The following is a 17,899-nucleotide window of genomic DNA, read 5'->3' on the forward strand; positions in this document are numbered from 1 at the left end:
ATATGGACTTCGTCTGCGCCCAGGCCGGTCGTCCGGCGTCGGCCCTCACGCGCAGGGACGTGGCACGCGCGCTGCTCGCCGTGCCGTCGGGCGTGGCGCTCGTGGCGCTGCCCGACCTGCGGCGGGCCATGATGTCGGCGGGCAACCCGCTCTCCCTCGCCTTCTGGGAGTCGGCCAAGTCGACGCTCAGCTCGATCGAGGCGGGCGTGGCCACGGTGGGTGACGTGCAGCGGTGGGTGGAGTCCACGGGCACCGAGCCGATCCTCATGACGCCCAGCTACTTCGTCTGGCCGGAGGAGGACGAGCGCGGGCCCGTGGCGACCGAGATGTTCGCCCGGCTGGTGGCGTACCTGGAGGAGCGGGTCGAGGCGGGGGAGATCGACCCCGACGCGCTGGCGACCGGCGACCAGGACGCCCGCGCGGCCTACGAGGAGCTGCAGGAGCGCTGGCTGGGCACGCCGCTGCCCGACGGGCGGGTGCCCGGGTTCGCGGTCAGCGACGAGCAGGACGAGGAGCTGTTCGCGGCGTGGGACGAGGAGGAGGCGTTCGCGCTGTCGGAGCTGCGGCGGATCATGGCCGAGCTGCCCAAGCAGCCCGAGCTGCCCGTCGCGGAGCTGACGGCGGCCGCCGGACGGCTGCGCGCGCTGCTCGCCCTGCCCGGCTACCCGGCCAACGTGCTGCGGGCCTGCGCCGGCTTCGGCGACCGGCCGGTGCCGGACGACGACGTGGAGCTGTGGCTGGCGGTCGCGGCAGGCGTGGCGGGGCCCATCTCGGACCTGTCCGACGGCGAGGACATGCTGGAGGAGTTCGCCGACCTCGACGGGGACCTGAGCGACGAGGACACCGCGCTGGCCAACCTCTGCGCGATCCAGCACGCCGACTGGCTGGCGGGGGTGGCGGCGCTCGTCCGGCTGGGGCCCGGGGTGCTGGCCTCGCCGGAGCGGATGGCCCGGCTCATCGCCGAGTCGGAGGACATCGACATCGACGAGCAGGACGACGACGACCTCGACGCGACGGAAGGGTTGTTCGAGTCGGTGGTGAGCCTGTGGCGCCACCTCGGCATCGTCGACCAGGACGAGGTGCTCACCCCGCTGGGCTGGTGGGGGCTGCCCAAGGCGCTGGAACGCGCCTGGACGCCCTCCTCGGAGTGACCCGGATACAGGACGGCTACGCGTCCACCAGGCTCTGGAACTCGGGGTGGCGCTGGATGTACTTGGCCACGTAGGGGCAGCGCGGCTCGACGCGCAGGCCGGTGTCGGCGCTCGCCCGCAGGGCGTGCTCGACCAGCCGGCCCGCCAGGCCCTGCCCTTCGTAGGCGGGCAGCACCTCGGTGTGCGTGAAGACGATCTTCGTGGGCAGCAGGAGGTAGTCGGCGAACCCGGCGACCTTGCCGTCCACGAGGATCTCGAAGCGGCTCTCCGCCGAGTTGTCGACTGTTTCGATCGCCATCTACTTCTTGGCCTTCTCCTCGTCGCGGGCTTCGCCCTCGGCCTCGCCCTCGCGGGGCACCTGGATCTTCGACATCTGCTTGTTCATCGACTTGATCAGGATGTACAGGGCGAGCCCGAGCAAGGCCACGACGACGAACCCGAGCAGGCCCGGGCTCACTTCACCTGCTGCTAGAACCATCACCCCTCCAGTCTGCCACCAGGGGGTGATGGTCCGGCCAGAGGAGTCGTCAGTGGCAGGCGGGCTCGACCTCGTCGGCGTGGATGCCGGCGAACAGGTCGTCCTCGGGCAGCTCGGTGTCGACCAGCGAGCGGGCGAGGTGGTAGTCCTCCGTCGGCCAGATCTCCTGCTGCAGCTCGCGCGGGCAGACGAACCACCAGCTGTCGGGGTCGACCTGGGTGGCGTGCGCCTTCAGCGCCTCGTCGCGGATCTCGAAGTAGTCGCCGCACGGCACGCGCGTGGTGACCGGCCACTTGGCGGGGCGGTCCTCCCAGCGGGAGATCCAGTCGGCGTACGGGGAGCCGAGGCCGCGCTCGGTCATCGCCTCGTGCAGCGCCTCGAAGCGCTCCTTGGTGAAGCCCATCTGGTAGTAGAGCTTGAGCGGCTGCCACGGGTCGCCGGTGCCGGGGTAGCGGTCGGGGTCGCCGGCCGCCTCGAACGCCTCCACGGAGACCTTGTTGGTCATGATGTGGTCGGGGTGCGGGTAGCCGCCGTCGTCGTCGTAGGTGATGATCACGTGCGGCCTGAACTCGCGGACGGCGGCCACCAGCGGCGCCGCGGCGTCCTCCAACTTCTGCAGCGCGAAGCAGCCCTCGGGGAGCGGCTCGTCCTCGTTCTCCGGCAGCCCGGAGTCCACGAAGCCCATGAAACGCTGCTCCACGCCGAGGATCTCGCGCGCCCTGGCCATCTCGGCCCTGCGCACCTCCGCGATGTTCGCCACGATCTCGGGCCGGTCCATCTTCGGGTTGAGCACGGATCCGCGCTCGCCGCCCGTGAGGGTACAGACCAGCACTTCCACGCCTTCACGCACGTAACGCGCCATCGTGGCGGCGCCCTTGCTCGACTCGTCGTCGGGGTGGGCGTGAACGGCCATCAGCCTCAGCGGTGCACTCACGGGCTCGATGCTCCTCAGTAGGGACCGGTCAGTCGCCCAGAGAGGTTAGTTTCTGCTGGGCGGTCGCGAGGGCACACCCCTCGCGGGCGACAATTGTCTCGGATAACGCCGAGGGAGTGCAGGGAGATTCCGCCATGGTCACCAGAGATGCCGGGAACGGGCCAGTTCTCGGCACGCCCGACGACTTCCCAGACCGACCCAAACGAGGTGGCCGGCTGGTCGTCCACGTGGTGATCGGCGTGCTGGTGGCCATCATCGCCGGTGGCTGGGGCTACGTCATGTGGTCGATGACGGCCGGCGGGTCGGAGGCGCCGGCGCAGGTCGTGACGTTCAAAGTCAACGGTCCCAGCAGCGCCGAGATCACCTTTGAGGTATACAAGCCAGACGATAGGGTGGCCGTCTGCCGGATCAGGGCTCTGGACGTCAATCATGCGGAAGTGGGCAGCAAGGAAGTAAGAATCGCGGCTGGTGAGGGTAGTAAGCAGCTCAAGGAAAGCCTCGACACGAGCGGTCAGGCGACTTCCGTCCACATCCAGTACTGCAATCTCGTATAGTGAGACATTTGGGGAAGCGTTCGAGCGGTTAAGTTGTTAGCCTTTCGCAATTCAACCGTACGCAACCTCAAGTGATCTCAGGGCCCCCTAGGCAAGCAAGGAGAACCCGTGGCCGACTCTCGCGATGAGAACGTCACCTGGCTGACGCAGGAGGCGTACGACCGCCTGAAGGCGGAGTACGAGTATCTCTCCGGCCCCGGGCGCGTCGACATCGCCAAGAAGATCGAGGCCGCTCGTGAAGAGGGCGACCTGCGCGAGAACGGTGGATACCACGCCGCCAAGGACGAGCAGGGCAAGATGGAGGCCCGGATCTTCCACCTCCGGCAGATTCTCGACAACGCCCAGGTCGGAGAGGCCCCCAAGGCCGAGGGCGTGGTGGGCCCCGGCATGACCGTGACCATCCGGTTCGTCGGTGACGACGACGAGGTCACCTTCCTGCTCGCCTCCCGCGAGGAGAGCGGAGCGCCGATCGACGTCTACTCGCCCAAGTCCCCGCTCGGGGCGGCGATCAACGGGAAGAAGATCGGAGAGAAGGCCACCTACTCCCTGCCCAACGGACGGCAGAACACCGTCGAGATCCTCGAGGCTGTGCCGTACATCGGCAACTGACCCCCACGGACCACGACCGCCGGGCCCACGCTGGCCCGGCGGCGTTTTGGCATGGGCCCGCTCAGCATGGGCCGCATGGGCCTCATGGGGCGGGTCCGTACGCGCAGGGCTCCGGGATCCGGCAGGACCTCAGCTTCCTGGTCAAGAGCCGTAAGCGGCGCAACACGTACAAGCTGGTGCCGTTCATCGTGGTGGCCCTGGTCGCGGTGCTGACCGCCGACGTGCTGTTACTGACCCGGCCGGACGCCTCGCTGGCGCCCGGCGAGGCCGTGCGCGCCACCCCCAGGCAGACGCCGCTGGCGCAGAAGCGGCCCCTGCGGCCGCCCGCCCGGCAGACGCAGCCGCCGGCCCAGCAGCCGGTCACGACGGGGCAGCCGGTGGCGCCGCTGAGCAAGCTGCACAAGCCGAACCTGTTCGTGCTCACCAACAAGCCGTTCACGAACGAGATGCTGCAGAAGGTCGCCAGGCTCTCCGGCGTGCGGGCGCTGGAGCTGGCCGACGCGGCCTCGGTCACGCTCGACGGCAAGCGGGTGCAGACGCTGGCCGTCAACCCCTCCACGTTCCGGTCCTACACGCCCAAGGTGACCGCCTCGTCCGACGCGCTGTGGCAGAACGTCGCGGCCGGGGACGTGGCGGTCTCGTTCGTGCTCGGCAACGACGGCGGCCTGACGCTGCACAGCCGGGTGTCGGCGGGCGGGGCCCGGCAGCTGCGCATCGGCGCGTACGCCACCACGGGGTTCGGCGCCGTGGACGCGGTCGTGTCCAAGGAGGTCGGCCGCGCGCTGGGGCTGCCCCGCGACAACGCGCTCATCGTCAGCGCGCCGAAGGCGAACTCCGACACGCTGGCCAGGAAGATCAAGAAGGTGCTGGGCAAGGGCACGCAGGTGGCCACGGTCAACCCGGTGCTGCCGCAGCCGCGGCAGAAGGTGACCGAGCGGAGCTGGCCGGCGGGCTCGTTCATGTCCGGCGAGCAGCTCACGGTGGCGCTCCGGGCGGCGGTCTCCAAGCTGGGCCGCCCGTACGTGTGGGGCGCTGAGGGTCCCGACACCTTCGACTGCTCCGGTCTGGTCCAGTGGGCCTACGGGCAGGCGGGGGTGCGGATGCCGCGCGTGACGCACCAGCAGTGGGTGACGGGGCCGCAGGTGCCGCTGTCGCAGGCGCAGCCCGGTGACCTGCTTTTCTGGCGGAACGACCCGACGAACCCCGACTACATCTCCCATGTGGCGATTTATTGGGGTAACGGGAAGATGCTTCACGCACCCCGTACCGGTGACGTCGTGAAGATCGTCCCCGTGAACACCAGGAACCTGGCGGGCGTCGTCCGGGTCAGCCCCATAGCGGCGGCCAAGGTCCGCTGAGCCTTTCCTCCACGGCAGGTCCTCCTAGCCCTGCGTGCGTTGCGGCCCGCAAGAGTGTAATGATGATTACATGGCAACAGACGACACGACCGCGCAGGTGCGGGCCTGGTTCACCGGCCGCCTGCCCGAAGGCTGGTTCACCGCAGCGCCCGAGATCGTCAGGGACCGCGAGGAGATCGCGGTGCTCGGCACCCTGCCCGACCCCCCCGCCGACACGCCCGAGGCCGAGCGGCCGGCCCTGATCGAGGGGCTGGCCAGGCGGTTCAGGGAGGAGACGCGGGAGCGGCGCATCGAGATCGCCAGGGAGGCCGAGCGCCGGTTCCGCCAGAAGGTGTCGTGGGGCGTGGTCTGCGGCGGCGAGACTGTGATGTTCACCACACTCTCCGTGCCCGTGATGACGCGGCTGCGCCAGGCCGAGCGGCAGGTGCTCGACACGCTCGTGGCCGCCGGCGTGGCCAGAAGCCGCAGCGACGCGCTCGCCTGGTGCGTCCGCCTCGTCGGGAAGAACGCCGACGAATGGCTCGCCGAGCTGCGCGACGCCCTGCAGCACGTCGACCGCGTCCGCTCGGCGGGGCCCGACGTCCATTCATAGACCGTCCAGCGGAAACGGCTCACGGAAAGGACTAAACCACTGCGCTAATTGGTTTAGACCAGCTTAATTGGACTGGACCACTGGCCTCCGAAGGTGCTGGAAATTGCTCTTTTAAATCCTTCGCGGCTGGGTAGGCTCCCCCAATCATCAGGGCCGCTGCCTGCGGCGACACGCCCGGCCGACAGGTCTACGCCAATTGGCTTTCTGGGTGCTTCGTCGTTAATGATGACTGGGCCCTGAGAGAGTGGAGGAGTCAAGTCGTGTCCGTTTCCGTGGAAGTAGAAGCGCCCACCAGCAATAGCCAATTGGCCGCGTGGGTGAACGAGATCGCAGCCCTCACCCAGCCGGACCGCGTCGAGTGGTGCGACGGGTCGGAGGAGGAGTGGACTCGGCTCACCAACCTCCTCGTGGAGCAGGGCACGCTCACGCGTCTGGCCGCCCGGCCCAACAGCTTCTACGCCAAGTCCGACCCCACCGACGTCGCGCGGGTCGAGGACCGTACCTTCATCTGCTCCGAGCGCCGCGAGGACGCCGGGCCCACCAACAACTGGATCGCGCCCGGCGAGATGCGCCAGACGTTCGGCGAGCTGTTCAAGGGCTGCATGCGCGGCCGCACCATGTACGTGGTGCCGTTCTGCATGGGCCCGCTGGGCGGCGAGATCTCCCAGCTCGGGGTGGAGATCACCGACTCCCCGTACGTCGCCGTCTCCATGCGGATCATGACCCGCATGGGTGACAGGGCGCTGCGGCTGATCGAGGAGCGCGGCGACTTCGTCAAGGCGGTCCACTCCGTCGGGGCCCCGCTGGAGCCCGGCCAGGCGGACGTGCCGTGGCCGTGCAGCTCCACCAAGTACATCAGCCACTTCCCCGAGACCCGCGAGATCTGGTCCTACGGCTCCGGCTACGGCGGCAACGCGCTGCTCGGCAAGAAGTGCTACGCGCTGCGCATCGCCAGCGTGATGGCCCGCGACGAGGGCTGGCTGGCCGAGCACATGCTCATACTCAAGCTCACGCCGCCCTCAGGGGAAACCCGCTACATCGCCGCGGCCTTCCCCAGCGCCTGCGGCAAGACCAACCTCGCCATGCTCAAGCCCACGATCCCGGGCTGGAAGGTCGAGACGATCGGCGACGACATCGCCTGGATGCGGTTCGGCGAGGACGGCCGCCTGTACGCGATCAACCCGGAGGCCGGCTTCTTCGGCGTGGCGCCCGGCACCGGCCAGGTCACCAACGCCAACGCTATCGAGACGCTGTGGGGCAACAGCATCTTCACCAACGTCGCGCTCACCGACGACGGCGACGTGTGGTGGGAGGGCCTGACCGAGGAGCCGCCGGCCCACCTGACCGACTGGAAGGGCCGCTCCTGGACGCCCGACAGCGACGAGCCGGCCGCCCACCCCAACGCCCGCTTCACCACGCCCGCCGCGCAGTGCCCGACCATCGCGCCCGAGTGGCAGGACCCCAAGGGCGTGCCCATCTCGGCGATCCTGTTCGGCGGCCGCCGCGCCACCGCCGTGCCTCTGGTCACGGAGTCGCTGAGCTGGCAGCACGGCGTCTTCCTCGGAGCCAACGTCGCCTCCGAGAAGACCGCCGCCGCCGAGGGCAAGGTCGGCGAACTGCGCCACGACCCGTTCGCCATGCTGCCGTTCTGCGGCTACAACATGGGCGACTACTTCGGCCACTGGCTGGAGATCGGCCGCCGCGAGGGCGCCAAGCTGCCGCGCATCTACTACGTCAACTGGTTCAGGAAGAACGACGAGGGCAAGTTCGTCTGGCCGGGTTTCGGCGAGAACAGCCGCGTGCTCAAGTGGATCGTGGAGCGGCTCAACGGCGAGGCCAAGGCCGTGCCCACGCCGATCGGCCTGCTGCCCGCCGACCTCGACACGCAGGGCCTCGACCTGTCGGAGGATGACCTGCGCCTGCTGCTGACCGTCGACCGGGACGTGTGGCGCGAGGAGGCCGCGCTGATCCCCGCGCACTTCGACACGTTCGGCAGCCACCTTCCCAAGGAGCTGTGGGACGAGTACAACGCCCTGCTCGACCGCCTGGGCTGAGCTCCGGCCGAGCTCCGTGTGAGCTCCGTGTGAGCTCCGTCCGAGCTTCCGCTGAGCTTCGCCTGAGGAGCGCCTACGGCGCCGGCGTCCGCGTGACGGCCGGCGCCGTTCGCGTGTCGCCGCCACGGCACGGTGATGTAACCGGCGGGAGCTAAACGAGCAAAACCCCGGCCCCCGGCACCCCGGCCTCTACCTTGCGGATAAGTGTCTTTCCGGCACGCAGGCTGATCGGCCGCACGAGGGGAGGCCGCACATGGACCTGTTCCTGCTCATCGTATCGGTGGCCATCGCGGCTTACGCCGCCGTCACCACTTCCGCCATCACCCGCGCGCACGCCGCGATCAGGTCGGCCGCCACGGGATCCGGGCTGGGGGAGCTCGGCCACTACGACCTGGCGTACCTGGTCGGTGGCCCCAACAGGGTGGCCGACACGGCCATCGCCATCCTCGCGGAGCGGCACGAGCTCCGCGTCTCACGCGGTGGACGGGTGCACCGCGTCATCGCGAGCACGACCGCACGGGAGCCCATCGAGGAGGCGGTGCTGGGCGTGGTCGCCACCCGCTCGGGCCTGCCCGTGATGTCGCTCAGGATCGAGGCCGTCAGGAGCCTCGCCATGGAGGAGATCAAGCAGCGCCTCACGGCGCAGGGGCTGCTGCTGCCCGACGGGGCCTTCGTCCAGGCCCGCAGGCTGAGCGTACGGCTGCGGGCGCTGTCGGTGCCCGCGTACGCCGGGTTCGCGATCGAGGGCCTGACCATGGCCCTGGCCCCGAACCTGCACGCCCTGCTCGCCACGCTCGTCTTCCTGGGCACGATGATCGGCGCGGAGGCCGTGCTCGGCAACCACCGCCGCATCGTGCGCCACGCGCTGACCGAGTCCGGCCGGGACGCGCTGGACTCGGCCAGGCGAGCCCACGCCCCCGGCGCCGACGGGCCGGTGCCGCTCGCGCTCTACGGCCTCGGCGAGCTGCGCGACGCCAAGCTGCGGGCCGAGCTCAGCCGGCGGGCGCCCCAGCGGGAGCGGCGGCCCAGGAGCTCGTACGCGGGCAGCGGCTCGTCCCGGCGCGGCGGCGCCTGGTACGGCGGCGGCGGCTCGCACGGCGGCGGCTCCTACGGCTGCGGTGGCGGCTCGTCGAGCTGCGGAAGCGGATCGTCGGGCTGCGGCGGGGGCGGCGGCTGCGGCGGTGGTGGCTGCGGCGGGGGAAGCTGACCATGGCGAGCCTGGGAGTGGGCATCGGCTGGCGGTCCGAGCTGGACCTGACCATCGAGCGGATGGGCGGCGTCGACTTCCTCGAAGTGGTCGCCGAGAACATCCGGCCGGGCCGCCTGCCGGAGTCGCTGCGCGTCCTGCGGGCCAGGGGCCTGCCGGTCATCCCCCACGGGGTCTCGCTCGGGGTCGGCGGCGCGGAGCCGCCCTCCCCGGCCCGGCTGGCCCACCTGGCCGCGTGCGCGCAGGCCCTGGACGCGCCGCTGGTCAGCGAGCACCTGGCGTTCGTCCGGGGCGGCGGCATCGAGGCGGGGCACCTGCTGCCGGTGCCGCGCACCCGCGAGTCGCTGAAGGTCGTCATCGAGAACGTGCGCAGAGCCCAGGACGCGCTGCCCGTCCCGCTGGCCCTGGAGAACGTCGCGGCCGTCTTCGGCTGGCCCGATGACGAGCTGACCGAGGCGCAGTTCCTGGCCGAGCTGGTCGCCGCCACCGGCGTGGGGCTGCTGATCGACGTGGCCAACCTCTACACCAACCAGGTCAACCTGGGCCTGCCGGCCGTGGCGGCGCTGGACACGCTCCCGCTGGAGCACCTGGCGTACGTCCACGTCGCCGGCGGCTACGAGCACCACGGCATCTGGCACGACACGCACACCACGACGGCCCCCCAGGCCGTCCTCTACCTGCTGACCGAGCTGTGCTCCCGGGTCACGCCGCCCGGGGTGCTGCTGGAGTGGGACGACGAGTACCCGAGCGACGCGGTGCTGGCGGACGAGCTGTCCAGGATCAGGGCCGCGATGGTGGTGCCGGGGCAGGCGCGATGACCCCGATGGAGGCGCGGCGGCTCGCCGGCGCACAGGGGCCGCCGGCGCAGCCGCCGCAACTCACCGCCCCACCACTGGAAGTATCGGAGCAGGCCGCACGAGAGGACGCCGCACGTGAGCGCGTCTCACCGGAGGAGGCGCGGGAGCAGGGCGAGGAGCGGCGCAGGCGGCTGGCGGAGGCGCAGGGGCGGGTCGTGGCGGCCCTGGTGGCCGGGGCGGAGGTGCCCGAGGGTTTCGACCCGGAGCGCATGCGTGCCCAGGCCGTCAGCCTGATCTCCAAGCGGCGCGCGATCGTGGCCAGGCTCCGCCCGGACGCGGCCGCGGCGGCGGGCCCCGGCCTGGCCGCCGAGTTCGCCGCGTACGCGCAGGCCCGCGCCACGCCCCCGCCCGGCTACCGCGCCGACGCCGACGACTTCGCCGCCTGGCTGCGCGAGCGCGGCCGGATGCCCGGCGAGCCGCCCCCGAAGCGCCGCTGGTGGTCGCGCCTGCCTGGCATACGCTGATCCCGGCCGGGTTCGGCAGCAAGCGCTTGGGAGGCGGCATGCGGATCGTCAACATGGGCGAGTGGCCCCTGGGCCCGGAGGACGAGCGGCGGCACGCCCCCGGCGGCGAGCCGCTGTGGAACGAGTCCTGGTACTACCACTTCGTCTCCGAGGACGGCAGGGCGGGCGGCTACGTCCGCCTCGGCCTCTACCCGGCGTGGGGCCGCGCCTGGTACTGGGCCTGCCTGGTCACGGCCGACGGCGACCGGGCCGAGGTGATCGACCACGAGGCGGCACTGCCCCGGGGCGACCTGGCGGTGGCGGGCCCGGGTTACACGGCCGCGCACGCCGCGACGGACCCCTTCGAGCGCGCGCACATCCGGCTGAGCTCCGCCGAGCTCAGCCTGGACCTGGAGTTCCGCACGGCGGGAGGCGTCTACGGCTACGCGCTCACCCCGCGCTACGAGGTCCCCTGCGAGGTCACCGGCACGATCGGCGGCCTGCCGTTCCGCGGGCACGGCGAGCGCGACCACAGCTGGGGCGTGCGCGACTGGTGGTCGATCTCGTGGCTGTGGAGCAGCGCCCGCCTGGACGACGGCACGTACCTGCACGGGATGCGCGCGAACGTGGGCATGGAGCTGCCCTGGCCGGCGTTCCTGGCGGCCAAGGGGGACCTGGCGCACGTCGAGGGCTTCGGGGCGGCCACGGTGTTCGACGGTGACCGGCCGGTGGAGTCGGTGCTGCGCTTCCCCGGCTGCGTCACGACCGTGCGGCCGGTCGCCTTCGCCCCGGTGACGCTGACCTCGCCGGAGGGCGTGGCGGCCCGGTTCGCCAGGGCGCTGTGCGCCTACGAGACCGCGGACGGGCGCGTGGGCCACGGCTGGACGGAGTGGCACCAGCCGCCGGGCTGGCGCGAGCACGCGTGGTAGCCGCGGGTTCGGCGAGCACGCCTGGGGGACAGCGGGTTTAGCGCGGAGGGGCGGGGATACGGGGGAGGGCATGGGAGGTCTACGCTGTGTCGATGGGTCCTATCTGTCCGTAACGCCCGTCGCGTGCACGGACAGCGTCGGCGCGCCGTACGAGATCACCTTGGAGCTGCACCGCGACGGCACCCCGTACGGCAGCGTGGGTGAGCGTTGCGGCCACCTGCTGGCGCGCCTGGCGCGCGGGGTGGACGAGGCCCGCCAGGGGCGGGGCGCGGCCAGGCGCTGGGCCGACCCCGACGACCGGTTCCCCGGCGAGGGGCCCGACGGCGAGCTGTTCTCCTTCCGCTACCTGACCAGGGCCGGCCTGGGCGGCGGCGAGCTGCGCTGCCAGCTGCGCACCATCCCGGTCTGGCAGCCGGGGCCGGGGGAGTGGCGGGTGACCAGGAGGGCGTTCGTGGAGGCGTGGGGCGCCACGGGGGTGGGCATGCGGGCGGTCCTCACCTCGGCGGAGCTGTCGGTGTTCGTGCGCGAGCTCGTGGACGAGGCGGAAGGGTGTCTGAAAGGTAGAGACTCTGCGGAGGAATAGTGTAGACGGAGCAGGCACGGGCGTTTCGCGGTGATAATTGCCTGTTGGGGCATTGCGGCCAAGGGGCACAAGTCACCGCTGGGGAGGCACTCCGTGGGCCTGCGCGATCTGGTCTACCGGCTGTACGAGCGCCGGCTGGAGGCCAAGCTGTCGAAGGACAGCATCCCCCGGCATGTCGGGGTCATCATCGACGGCAACCGCCGCTGGGCGCGCGCCATGGGCCTGCGTGACGTGTCCACCGGTCACCGCAAGGGCGCGGACAAGATCTCCGAGCTGCTGGGCTGGTGCCGCGAGCTCGGCGTCGAGGTGGTCACGGTGTGGATGTTGTCCAACGACAACCTCAACCGGCCGAGGGAAGAGCTGGAGCCGCTGCTGCGCATCATCGAGGACGTGACGCGGGAGCTGGTGGCGGAGGGCTGGCGGATCAGCCCCGTCGGCGCGCTCGATCTGCTGCCGGACAGAACCGCCAATGTCCTAAAAAATGCAAAAGAAGCGTCATCACACCGTCCGGGCCTGATTGTGAACGTTGCAGTTGGGTATGGAGGAAGACGTGAGATTGCCGATGCGGTGCGCTCACTGCTCCAGGAGCACGCGAGCAGGGGAGCGAGCATCGAGGACCTCGTGGAGGTACTCGATGTCGAGCACATCGCGGAGCATCTTTACACTCGCGGCCAGCCCGACCCGGACCTCCTCATCCGGACCTCGGGCGAGCAGCGTCTGTCCGGTTTCATGCTCTGGCAGAGTGCTCACTCCGAGTTCTACTTCCACGAGGCCTACTGGCCGGACTTCCGCAGGGTCGACTTCCTGCGGGCGCTGCGCGATTACGCTGCGAGACACCGGCGTTACGGTTCCTGACACGACAATCGGGTATCCAGGACGTAACGTTGGAAGTGTCCGGTCACAGGTCGGACATTTCGGAGAGGGCCCGCCTTTGCACCAACACTTGCCGAGGGGGGCCGGACTCCGGCACCGACGGCAGCTCGCGGTCGGGGACGCGGGTCCGGTCCGATTCCCACCTCGTCTGCAGGGTGCCCGCACCTATGGGCGCCCGGGGGAGAACGTGTGGCAGTGTCCTCGAGCAACCCTACTCACCAGTCGGCCAAGCGCACGTACGTGCTGGACACCTCGGTCCTGCTAGCCGACCCGGCGGCGATGACCCGGTTCGCCGAGCACGACGTGGTCCTTCCCATCGTGGTCATCACGGAGCTGGAAGGTAAGCGACACCATCCGGAGCTCGGCTACTTCGCCCGCAAGGCCCTGCGCTACCTGGACGACCTGCGCGTTCAGTACGGCAGGCTGGACGAGGCGATGCCGACGGGGGACGGCACGATCAGGGTAGAGCTCAACCACAGCGATCCGTCCATCCTGCCCGCGGGCTTCCGCCTCGGCGACAACGACACGCGCATCCTGACGGTGGCCCGCTCGCTGGCCAGCGAGGGCTGCGACGTCGTCCTTGTCTCCAAGGACCTGCCGATGCGGGTCAAGGCCGCCTCGATCGGCCTGGCGGCGGAGGAGTACCGCGCCGAGCTGGTGCACGAATCAGGCTGGACGGGCATGGCCGAGGTCCAGGTGACCGCGGAAGACGTCGAGACGCTGTTCGAGACGGGCACCGCGGACATGGAGGAGGCCAGAGACCTGCCCACGCACACGGGCCTGCGGCTGCTGTCGGCCAAGGGCTCGGCGCTCGGCCGGGTGCAGCCGGACAAGTCGGTACGCCTCGTCCGCGGCGACCGCGAGGTCTTCGGCCTGCACGGCCGCTCCGCGGAGCAGCGCATCGCGCTCGACCTGCTGATGGACCCGGAGATCGGCATCGTCTCGCTGGGCGGCCGGGCCGGCACCGGCAAGTCGGCGCTGGCGCTCTGCGCGGGCCTGGAGGCCGTCCTGGAGCGCCGCCAGCACCGCAAGGTCATCGTCTTCCGCCCCATCTACGCCGTCGGCGGCCAGGAGCTCGGCTACCTGCCCGGCACCGAGGGCGAGAAGATGGGCCCGTGGGGACAGGCCGTCTACGACACGCTCGGCGCGATCACCTCGCCCGAGGTGATCGAGGAGGTGCTCGACCGCGGCATGCTGGAGGTGCTGCCGCTGACGCACATCCGCGGCCGCTCGCTGCACGACGCGTTCGTGATCGTGGACGAGGCGCAGTCGCTGGAGCGCGGGGTGCTGCTGACGGTGCTGAGCCGGATCGGCGCCAACTCGCGGGTGGTGCTCACCCACGACGTGGCCCAGCGCGACAACCTGCGCGTGGGGCGGCACGACGGCGTGGTCGCGGTGGTGGAGAAACTGAAGGGTCATCCGCTGTTCGCCCACGTCACGCTGACCAGGTCGGAGCGCTCCCCGATCGCCGCGCTGGTGACGGAGATGCTGGAAGACATCACGATGTAGTGCTCGGTCGAGCCTTTGAGCAGTGATGCTCAGTTGAGCACCGAGCAGTGGTGCTCAGTTGAGCTCAGAGCACGTGTGCCGCCCCTCGTCCTTCGGGGGGCGGCCCTCGTTCTCCCGCACGATCTTGACGACCTCGAACGCCGCGTCCTGCTGGGCCGTGCAGACGATCTGCGCCATGCCGAGCTTGGTCAGCGTGCCGTCGCCGCTGATGTAGACGGTCAGCGTCGAGGTGCGGGGGAGCTGGATCTCGTCGCGCTGCGGCGGGTTGATGGAGTTCCTGGTCCGCAGGTACGTGAAGCCGCGCAACGCGGTGTCCCGGTCGCCGAGCGGGTGGGCGGAGGCGTCGAAGAGCGCGGTCAGCACGCTGTCCACGGTGTCGTCCTCGACGTCGGCGGGCTCCCGCATGAGCTTGCCGTTCCTGAGCAGGAAGATCGTCTTGGTGGGCGGCGGGATCCGGACGGTGGGGGCGCTGCCCCGGTCCTGGACGTCGGTGGGCAGGATGCCGCAGCCGGTCATGGCCAGCAGCAGGACGACGGCGACGAGAGCTCTCATATGTGCGGCAGCCAGACCGTGAAGAGGGTGCCCGGGCTCTGCGGGCGTACGGAGATGGTGCCCCCGTGCAGCTGGACGTTGGCGCGGGCGATCGCCAGGCCGAGCCCGCTGCCCTGGCTGCGGGCCCGGCCCGCGCCGGCCTTGAAGAAGCGGTCGAAGACGTGCGGCAGCGCCTCGCGCGGGATCCCTTTGCCGTGGTCGCGCACCTTCACCTCCAGGCCGTTCTCGGTGGCCCTGGCGCTCACCACGACCGGGGGCAGGCCGTGCTTGAGCGCGTTGCCGACCAGGTTGGCCACGATGACGTCGAAGCGGCTGGGGTCGAGGTTGGCGGTCAGGCCCTGGGAGGCGGTGACCGTCACCTTGTCGGTCCAGGCGCGCACCTCCAGGCAGTCCTGGATGGAGTCGGCCACGTTGACCGGCTCCAGGTTGAGCGTGGCCGTGCCGGCGTCGAAGCGGCTGATCTCGATGAGGTGCTCGACCAGCTCGCGCAGGCGTTCGATCTCCCTGAGCACCAGCCGGACGGCCTGCGCGGGCGCCTCCGGCAGGTGCTCGGCCTCGTCGGAGAGCATGTCGGCCACGGCCGTCATGGCGGTCAGCGGCGTGCGCAGCTCGTGGGAGACGTCGGCCACGAACCTGCGGGACATGGCCTCCAGCGAGCGCAGCTCCGACACGCTCAGCTCCAGCGCGGCGGCGGCGTCGTTGAAGCGGGCGGTGAGCCCGGCCAGCTCGTCCTGGCCGTGCACGGGCAGGCGGGTGTCCAGGCGGCCCTGGCCGAGCGCCTGGGCGGCCGCGCTCAGCCGGCGCACCGGCAGCAGCACCTGCCGGGCCGACAGCAGCGCCACGACCAGGGCGATGAGCACGATGACCAGGCCGGTCCAGGCGAGTGTGGTCCTGAGCGCCTCCAGCTGGCGCTCGTCGTCGTGCATGGGGAAGAAGACGAACGCCCGCAGGCCGGTCGCCTCCGGCCCCGCGGAGCCGTCGCGGTAGACCTCGGCGCCGACGATCAGGTAGAGCTCGTTGTCGATGATCTTGCGTTGGGTGACGACGCTCTGCTTGGCCCTGCCGTGCAGCTCGTTGGGGACGTCGCTCATCGACAGGGGGCCCTCGGAGGCGATCATGGTGCCGTACTCGATCAGCGCGCTGCGGCCGGGGCCGCTGAGCGCGTGGGCGACCCGGTTCAGCTCCCTGGAGGTGGGGGCGGCCTCGCCGGGCCGCAGCTTGCCGATGGGGAAGTCGATGCTGCTGAGCTCCCTGGTCACCAGCTCCAGCGAGGTCGTCTCGGTCCTGGTGATGAGCGCGGTCTTGGCCAGCTCGTACCCGATGGTGGCGACCAGCAGGGAGGCGGTGACGGCGACGAGGGTGAAGGTGATGACCAGGCGGGCGCGCAGGCCCGTGGGGCGGGGGATCGCGCGGGGGATCAGGCGCGCCATCACGGAGGGCTGAACCGGTAGCCGAAGCCGCGCACGGTGTGGATGAAGACGGGCTCGGCCGGCTTGGGCTCGATCTTGGCGCGGATGCGCTGCACGCAGGCGTCCACCAGGCGGGAGTCGGCGATGTGCGTGTGGTCCCAGACGGCGCGCAGCAGGTAGCGGCGGTTGAGCACCTGGCCGGGGTGCCGGACGAGCTCCAGCAGCAGCCGCAGCTCCGTCGGCGTCAGGTGGATCTCCTTGCCGGCCAGCGTGACCTTGAGCGCGCCCCGGTCGATCACGAGGTCGCCGAACGTGATGCGGTCGGAGGCGGCGGACTCGGCGCGGCGCAGCACGGCGCGGATGCGGGCGTCCAGGACGCGCGGCTCGACCGGCTTGACCACGTAGTCGTCGGCGCCCGCCTCCAGGCCCACCACCACGTCGAGGTCGTCGCCCCTGGCCGTGAGCAGGATGACGGGGAGCTGGTCGAGCTTGCGGATGCGGCGGCACACCTCGACGCCGTCGATGCCGGGCAGCATGACGTCGAGGATCGCGATCTCCGGGCGCCGGGCCCTGATGTGGTCGAGCGCCTCCTCACCCGTCGCGTACGACGTGACGGAGTGCCCCTGCCTGGTCAGCGCCAGCTCAAGAGCCGTGCGGACCGAGGGGTCGTCTTCTACGAGGAGGATGCCAGCCACGCGCACATTATTATTCCTTGTCCCGAATACCCGGTATGTGTCACCAAACTGTGACACGGCGTGGATGAGATCCAGAAGATGGGCGGGGACCCTGAAAACGGCTTCCCTTCGGCGACGGGGGTGCGAAGGGGAGCCCCTCCGCGCTGTGACCAAAGTCACATATTTCCGGAAACGCGGAGGTTACCTGCTGGTTGGTGAAATTTACGCCAAGCGATTCCCGCGTTTAGGTTGCGGACCACCCCCCATGACAGGGCAAGCTCATGATTCGTGAGCCCCGGTCCGCAGTTGAGCGAGCGCCCCCCGAAGGAAGACCTCCCCTCGGCGCGCCGGCCTTCGCGCTTCACTCCCAAGCGCGTCATCATCAGCACCCTCTTGCTGGTGATCGTCATCGGTGGCGGCGGCTTCGTCGCCTACCGCGCCGTCCAGAACGCCAACGAGCCGAAGCAGACGCCGATGTCGCTCACCGACCTCGGCAAGCTCGCCAGCGGCGACCTGTACGCGCCCGACCCCGAGGCCGACCTGCTCAAGGCCGAGGCCGAGCAGGCCTACCGCGCCGACCAGCTCAAGAAGGAGCGCTCGGGAGCGGCCGGCAAGGGCCTCGACTGGGTGGTGCCGAAGAAGGCGCCCGGCGGCGACGGCTTCCCGGCACAGAACTTCCCGCCCGGCAGCAACCCGTCCCCCGGCAGTAACAAGGCCACCGCCAAGGCGATGCTGGCCTCGTTCGGGTTCGGCGCCGACCAGTGGGGCTGCCTGGAGAGCCTCTGGCAGAAGGAGAGCGGCTGGAACGAGCGGGCCATGAACCGCTACTCCGGCGCGTACGGCATCCCGCAGTCGCTGCCCGGCAGCAAGATGGCCAGCGCGGGCGCCGACTGGCAGACCAACGCCGCCACCCAGATCAAGTGGGGCCTGGGCTACATCAAGGGCCGCTACGGCTCGCCCTGCGCCGCCTGGGGCCACTCGCAGTCCGTCGGCTGGTACTGAGCCCGCCGGGGTCGGTGCTGGGCCCGCCGGTCGGTACCGAGCCGGGGTCGGTGCTGGGCCCGCCGGTCGGTACTGAGCCGGGGTCGGTGCTGGGTCCGTCGGTTGGTATTAGGTCCGGAGCGGGTCAACTT

Annotated in this window: 20 protein-coding genes; 14 read left to right on the forward strand and 6 right to left on the reverse strand. The window is 70.6% G+C overall.

Features of this window, described 5'->3' with window-relative positions:
- Positions 1–2: 2 nt before the first annotated feature.
- Positions 3–1,151, forward strand: a complete 1,149-nt coding sequence (locus tag HCN51_RS09805; RefSeq protein ID WP_080045128.1) for a hypothetical protein — start codon at positions 3–5, stop codon at positions 1,149–1,151.
- Between the two features lie 16 nt (positions 1,152–1,167).
- On the opposite strand, the gene HCN51_RS09810 is transcribed toward HCN51_RS09805, so the two are convergent.
- From HCN51_RS09810 to mca, 3 genes are read right to left on the reverse strand one after another with little or no spacing between them, the layout of a single operon-like run.
- Complete coding sequence (locus HCN51_RS09810) at positions 1,168–1,449, reverse strand: GNAT family N-acetyltransferase (RefSeq protein ID WP_168008909.1); 282 nt, start codon at positions 1,447–1,449, stop codon at positions 1,168–1,170.
- Positions 1,450–1,629: a hypothetical protein gene (locus HCN51_RS09815; RefSeq protein ID WP_080045130.1), complete on the reverse strand. Its 180-nt coding sequence runs from the start codon at positions 1,627–1,629 to the stop codon at positions 1,450–1,452.
- A 49-nt stretch (positions 1,630–1,678) separates the two neighbouring features.
- The gene (mca, locus tag HCN51_RS09820; RefSeq protein ID WP_168008910.1) at positions 1,679–2,563 is read right to left on the reverse strand and encodes a mycothiol conjugate amidase Mca; all 885 of its coding nucleotides are present in this window, start codon (positions 2,561–2,563) and stop codon (positions 1,679–1,681) included.
- Between the two features lie 134 nt (positions 2,564–2,697).
- On the opposite strand from mca, the gene HCN51_RS09825 reads away from it, so the two are divergent.
- The 12 genes from HCN51_RS09825 to phoH2 all read left to right on the forward strand — a co-directional run bounded on the left by HCN51_RS09825 (position 2,698) and on the right by phoH2 (position 14,131).
- Entirely contained in the window at positions 2,698–3,117 is a 420-nt protein-coding gene (locus HCN51_RS09825) for a DUF4307 domain-containing protein (protein WP_080045132.1), read from the forward strand.
- A 108-nt stretch (positions 3,118–3,225) separates the two neighbouring features.
- A complete protein-coding gene (gene greA, locus HCN51_RS09830) occupies positions 3,226–3,726 on the forward strand; it encodes a transcription elongation factor GreA (protein WP_043628806.1) in 501 nt (166 codons plus the stop codon).
- A gap of 176 nt (positions 3,727–3,902) precedes the next feature.
- On the forward strand, positions 3,903–5,084 hold the full coding sequence (locus HCN51_RS62205) for a C40 family peptidase (RefSeq protein ID WP_346433592.1): 1,182 nt from the start codon (positions 3,903–3,905) through the stop codon (positions 5,082–5,084).
- 70 nt (positions 5,085–5,154) lie between these two features.
- Positions 5,155–5,676, forward strand: coding sequence for a hypothetical protein (locus tag HCN51_RS09840; RefSeq protein ID WP_168008912.1), 522 nt, complete (start codon positions 5,155–5,157; stop codon positions 5,674–5,676).
- 260 nt (positions 5,677–5,936) lie between these two features.
- Entirely contained in the window at positions 5,937–7,730 is a 1,794-nt protein-coding gene (locus tag HCN51_RS09845) for a phosphoenolpyruvate carboxykinase (GTP) (protein WP_168008914.1), read from the forward strand.
- A gap of 253 nt (positions 7,731–7,983) precedes the next feature.
- Positions 7,984–8,937, forward strand: a complete 954-nt coding sequence (locus HCN51_RS58060) for a TIGR04222 domain-containing membrane protein (RefSeq protein WP_206066785.1) — start codon at positions 7,984–7,986, stop codon at positions 8,935–8,937.
- 2 nt (positions 8,938–8,939) lie between these two features.
- Positions 8,940–9,755 (forward strand): MbnB/TglH/ChrH family RiPP precursor modification enzyme, encoded by an 816-nt coding sequence (locus tag HCN51_RS09855; RefSeq protein WP_168008916.1) that lies wholly within the window; start codon positions 8,940–8,942, stop codon positions 9,753–9,755.
- Entirely contained in the window at positions 9,752–10,258 is a 507-nt protein-coding gene (locus HCN51_RS09860; protein WP_206066786.1) for an SCO6045 C-terminal-like domain-containing protein, read from the forward strand. The genes HCN51_RS09855 and HCN51_RS09860 overlap by 4 nt, the downstream gene beginning before the upstream one ends.
- 38 nt (positions 10,259–10,296) lie before the next feature.
- A complete protein-coding gene (locus HCN51_RS09865) occupies positions 10,297–11,166 on the forward strand; it encodes a DUF7064 domain-containing protein (RefSeq protein WP_168008918.1) in 870 nt (289 codons plus the stop codon).
- Positions 11,167–11,236: 70 nt separating this feature from the next.
- On the forward strand, positions 11,237–11,749 hold the full coding sequence (locus HCN51_RS09870) for a hypothetical protein (protein ID WP_080045138.1): 513 nt from the start codon (positions 11,237–11,239) through the stop codon (positions 11,747–11,749).
- A 93-nt stretch (positions 11,750–11,842) separates the two neighbouring features.
- Entirely contained in the window at positions 11,843–12,604 is a 762-nt protein-coding gene (locus HCN51_RS09875) for an isoprenyl transferase (protein ID WP_080045139.1), read from the forward strand.
- 258 nt (positions 12,605–12,862) lie between these two features.
- The gene (phoH2, locus tag HCN51_RS09880) at positions 12,863–14,131 is read left to right on the forward strand and encodes an RNA 5'-3' helicase PhoH2 (RefSeq protein ID WP_080047482.1); all 1,269 of its coding nucleotides are present in this window, start codon (positions 12,863–12,865) and stop codon (positions 14,129–14,131) included.
- A gap of 54 nt (positions 14,132–14,185) precedes the next feature.
- Here phoH2 and HCN51_RS09885 read toward each other — a convergent pair whose 3' ends face one another.
- From HCN51_RS09885 to HCN51_RS09895, 3 genes are read right to left on the reverse strand one after another with little or no spacing between them, the layout of a single operon-like run.
- Positions 14,186–14,683 carry a hypothetical protein gene (locus HCN51_RS09885; protein ID WP_168008920.1) on the reverse strand — a complete coding sequence of 166 codons (498 nt, stop codon included), beginning with the start codon at positions 14,681–14,683 and terminating at the stop codon, positions 14,186–14,188.
- Positions 14,680–16,113, reverse strand: a complete 1,434-nt coding sequence (locus HCN51_RS09890) for a sensor histidine kinase (RefSeq protein ID WP_168008922.1) — start codon at positions 16,111–16,113, stop codon at positions 14,680–14,682. The genes HCN51_RS09885 and HCN51_RS09890 overlap by 4 nt, the downstream gene beginning before the upstream one ends.
- Positions 16,113–16,787: a response regulator transcription factor gene (locus tag HCN51_RS09895; protein WP_080047483.1), complete on the reverse strand. Its 675-nt coding sequence runs from the start codon at positions 16,785–16,787 to the stop codon at positions 16,113–16,115. The genes HCN51_RS09890 and HCN51_RS09895 overlap by 1 nt, the downstream gene beginning before the upstream one ends.
- A gap of 378 nt (positions 16,788–17,165) precedes the next feature.
- On the opposite strand from HCN51_RS09895, the gene HCN51_RS09900 reads away from it, so the two are divergent.
- Entirely contained in the window at positions 17,166–17,768 is a 603-nt protein-coding gene (locus HCN51_RS09900; protein ID WP_471633761.1) for an aggregation-promoting factor C-terminal-like domain-containing protein, read from the forward strand.
- The last annotated feature ends 131 nt before the right edge of the window (positions 17,769–17,899 follow it).

The organism is Nonomuraea composti (genome assembly GCF_012034275.1).
Lineage (GTDB): Bacteria > Actinomycetota > Actinomycetes > Streptosporangiales > Streptosporangiaceae > Nonomuraea > Nonomuraea composti.

Bases quoted from the DNA above. Each gene is read 5' to 3' on its own strand.
- HCN51_RS09890 (WP_168008922.1), bottom strand. From the start codon at position 16,113: ATGGCGCGCCTGATCCCCCGCGCGATCCCCCGCCCCACGGGCCTGCGC.
- HCN51_RS09885 (WP_168008920.1), bottom strand. From the start codon at position 14,683: ATGAGAGCTCTCGTCGCCGTCGTCCTGCTGCTGGCCATGACCGGCTGC.
- HCN51_RS09825 (WP_080045132.1), top strand. From the start codon at position 2,698: ATGGTCACCAGAGATGCCGGGAACGGGCCAGTTCTCGGCACGCCCGAC.
- HCN51_RS58060 (WP_206066785.1), top strand. From the start codon at position 7,984: ATGGACCTGTTCCTGCTCATCGTATCGGTGGCCATCGCGGCTTACGCC.
- HCN51_RS09855 (WP_168008916.1), top strand. From the start codon at position 8,940: ATGGCGAGCCTGGGAGTGGGCATCGGCTGGCGGTCCGAGCTGGACCTG.
- HCN51_RS09870 (WP_080045138.1), top strand. From the start codon at position 11,237: ATGGGAGGTCTACGCTGTGTCGATGGGTCCTATCTGTCCGTAACGCCC.
- HCN51_RS09805 (WP_080045128.1), top strand. From the start codon at position 3: ATGGACTTCGTCTGCGCCCAGGCCGGTCGTCCGGCGTCGGCCCTCACG.
- HCN51_RS09860 (WP_206066786.1), top strand. From the start codon at position 9,752: ATGACCCCGATGGAGGCGCGGCGGCTCGCCGGCGCACAGGGGCCGCCG.
- HCN51_RS09840 (WP_168008912.1), top strand. From the start codon at position 5,155: ATGGCAACAGACGACACGACCGCGCAGGTGCGGGCCTGGTTCACCGGC.
- HCN51_RS09810 (WP_168008909.1), bottom strand. From the start codon at position 1,449: ATGGCGATCGAAACAGTCGACAACTCGGCGGAGAGCCGCTTCGAGATC.
- HCN51_RS09865 (WP_168008918.1), top strand. From the start codon at position 10,297: ATGCGGATCGTCAACATGGGCGAGTGGCCCCTGGGCCCGGAGGACGAG.
- HCN51_RS09815 (WP_080045130.1), bottom strand. From the start codon at position 1,629: ATGGTTCTAGCAGCAGGTGAAGTGAGCCCGGGCCTGCTCGGGTTCGTC.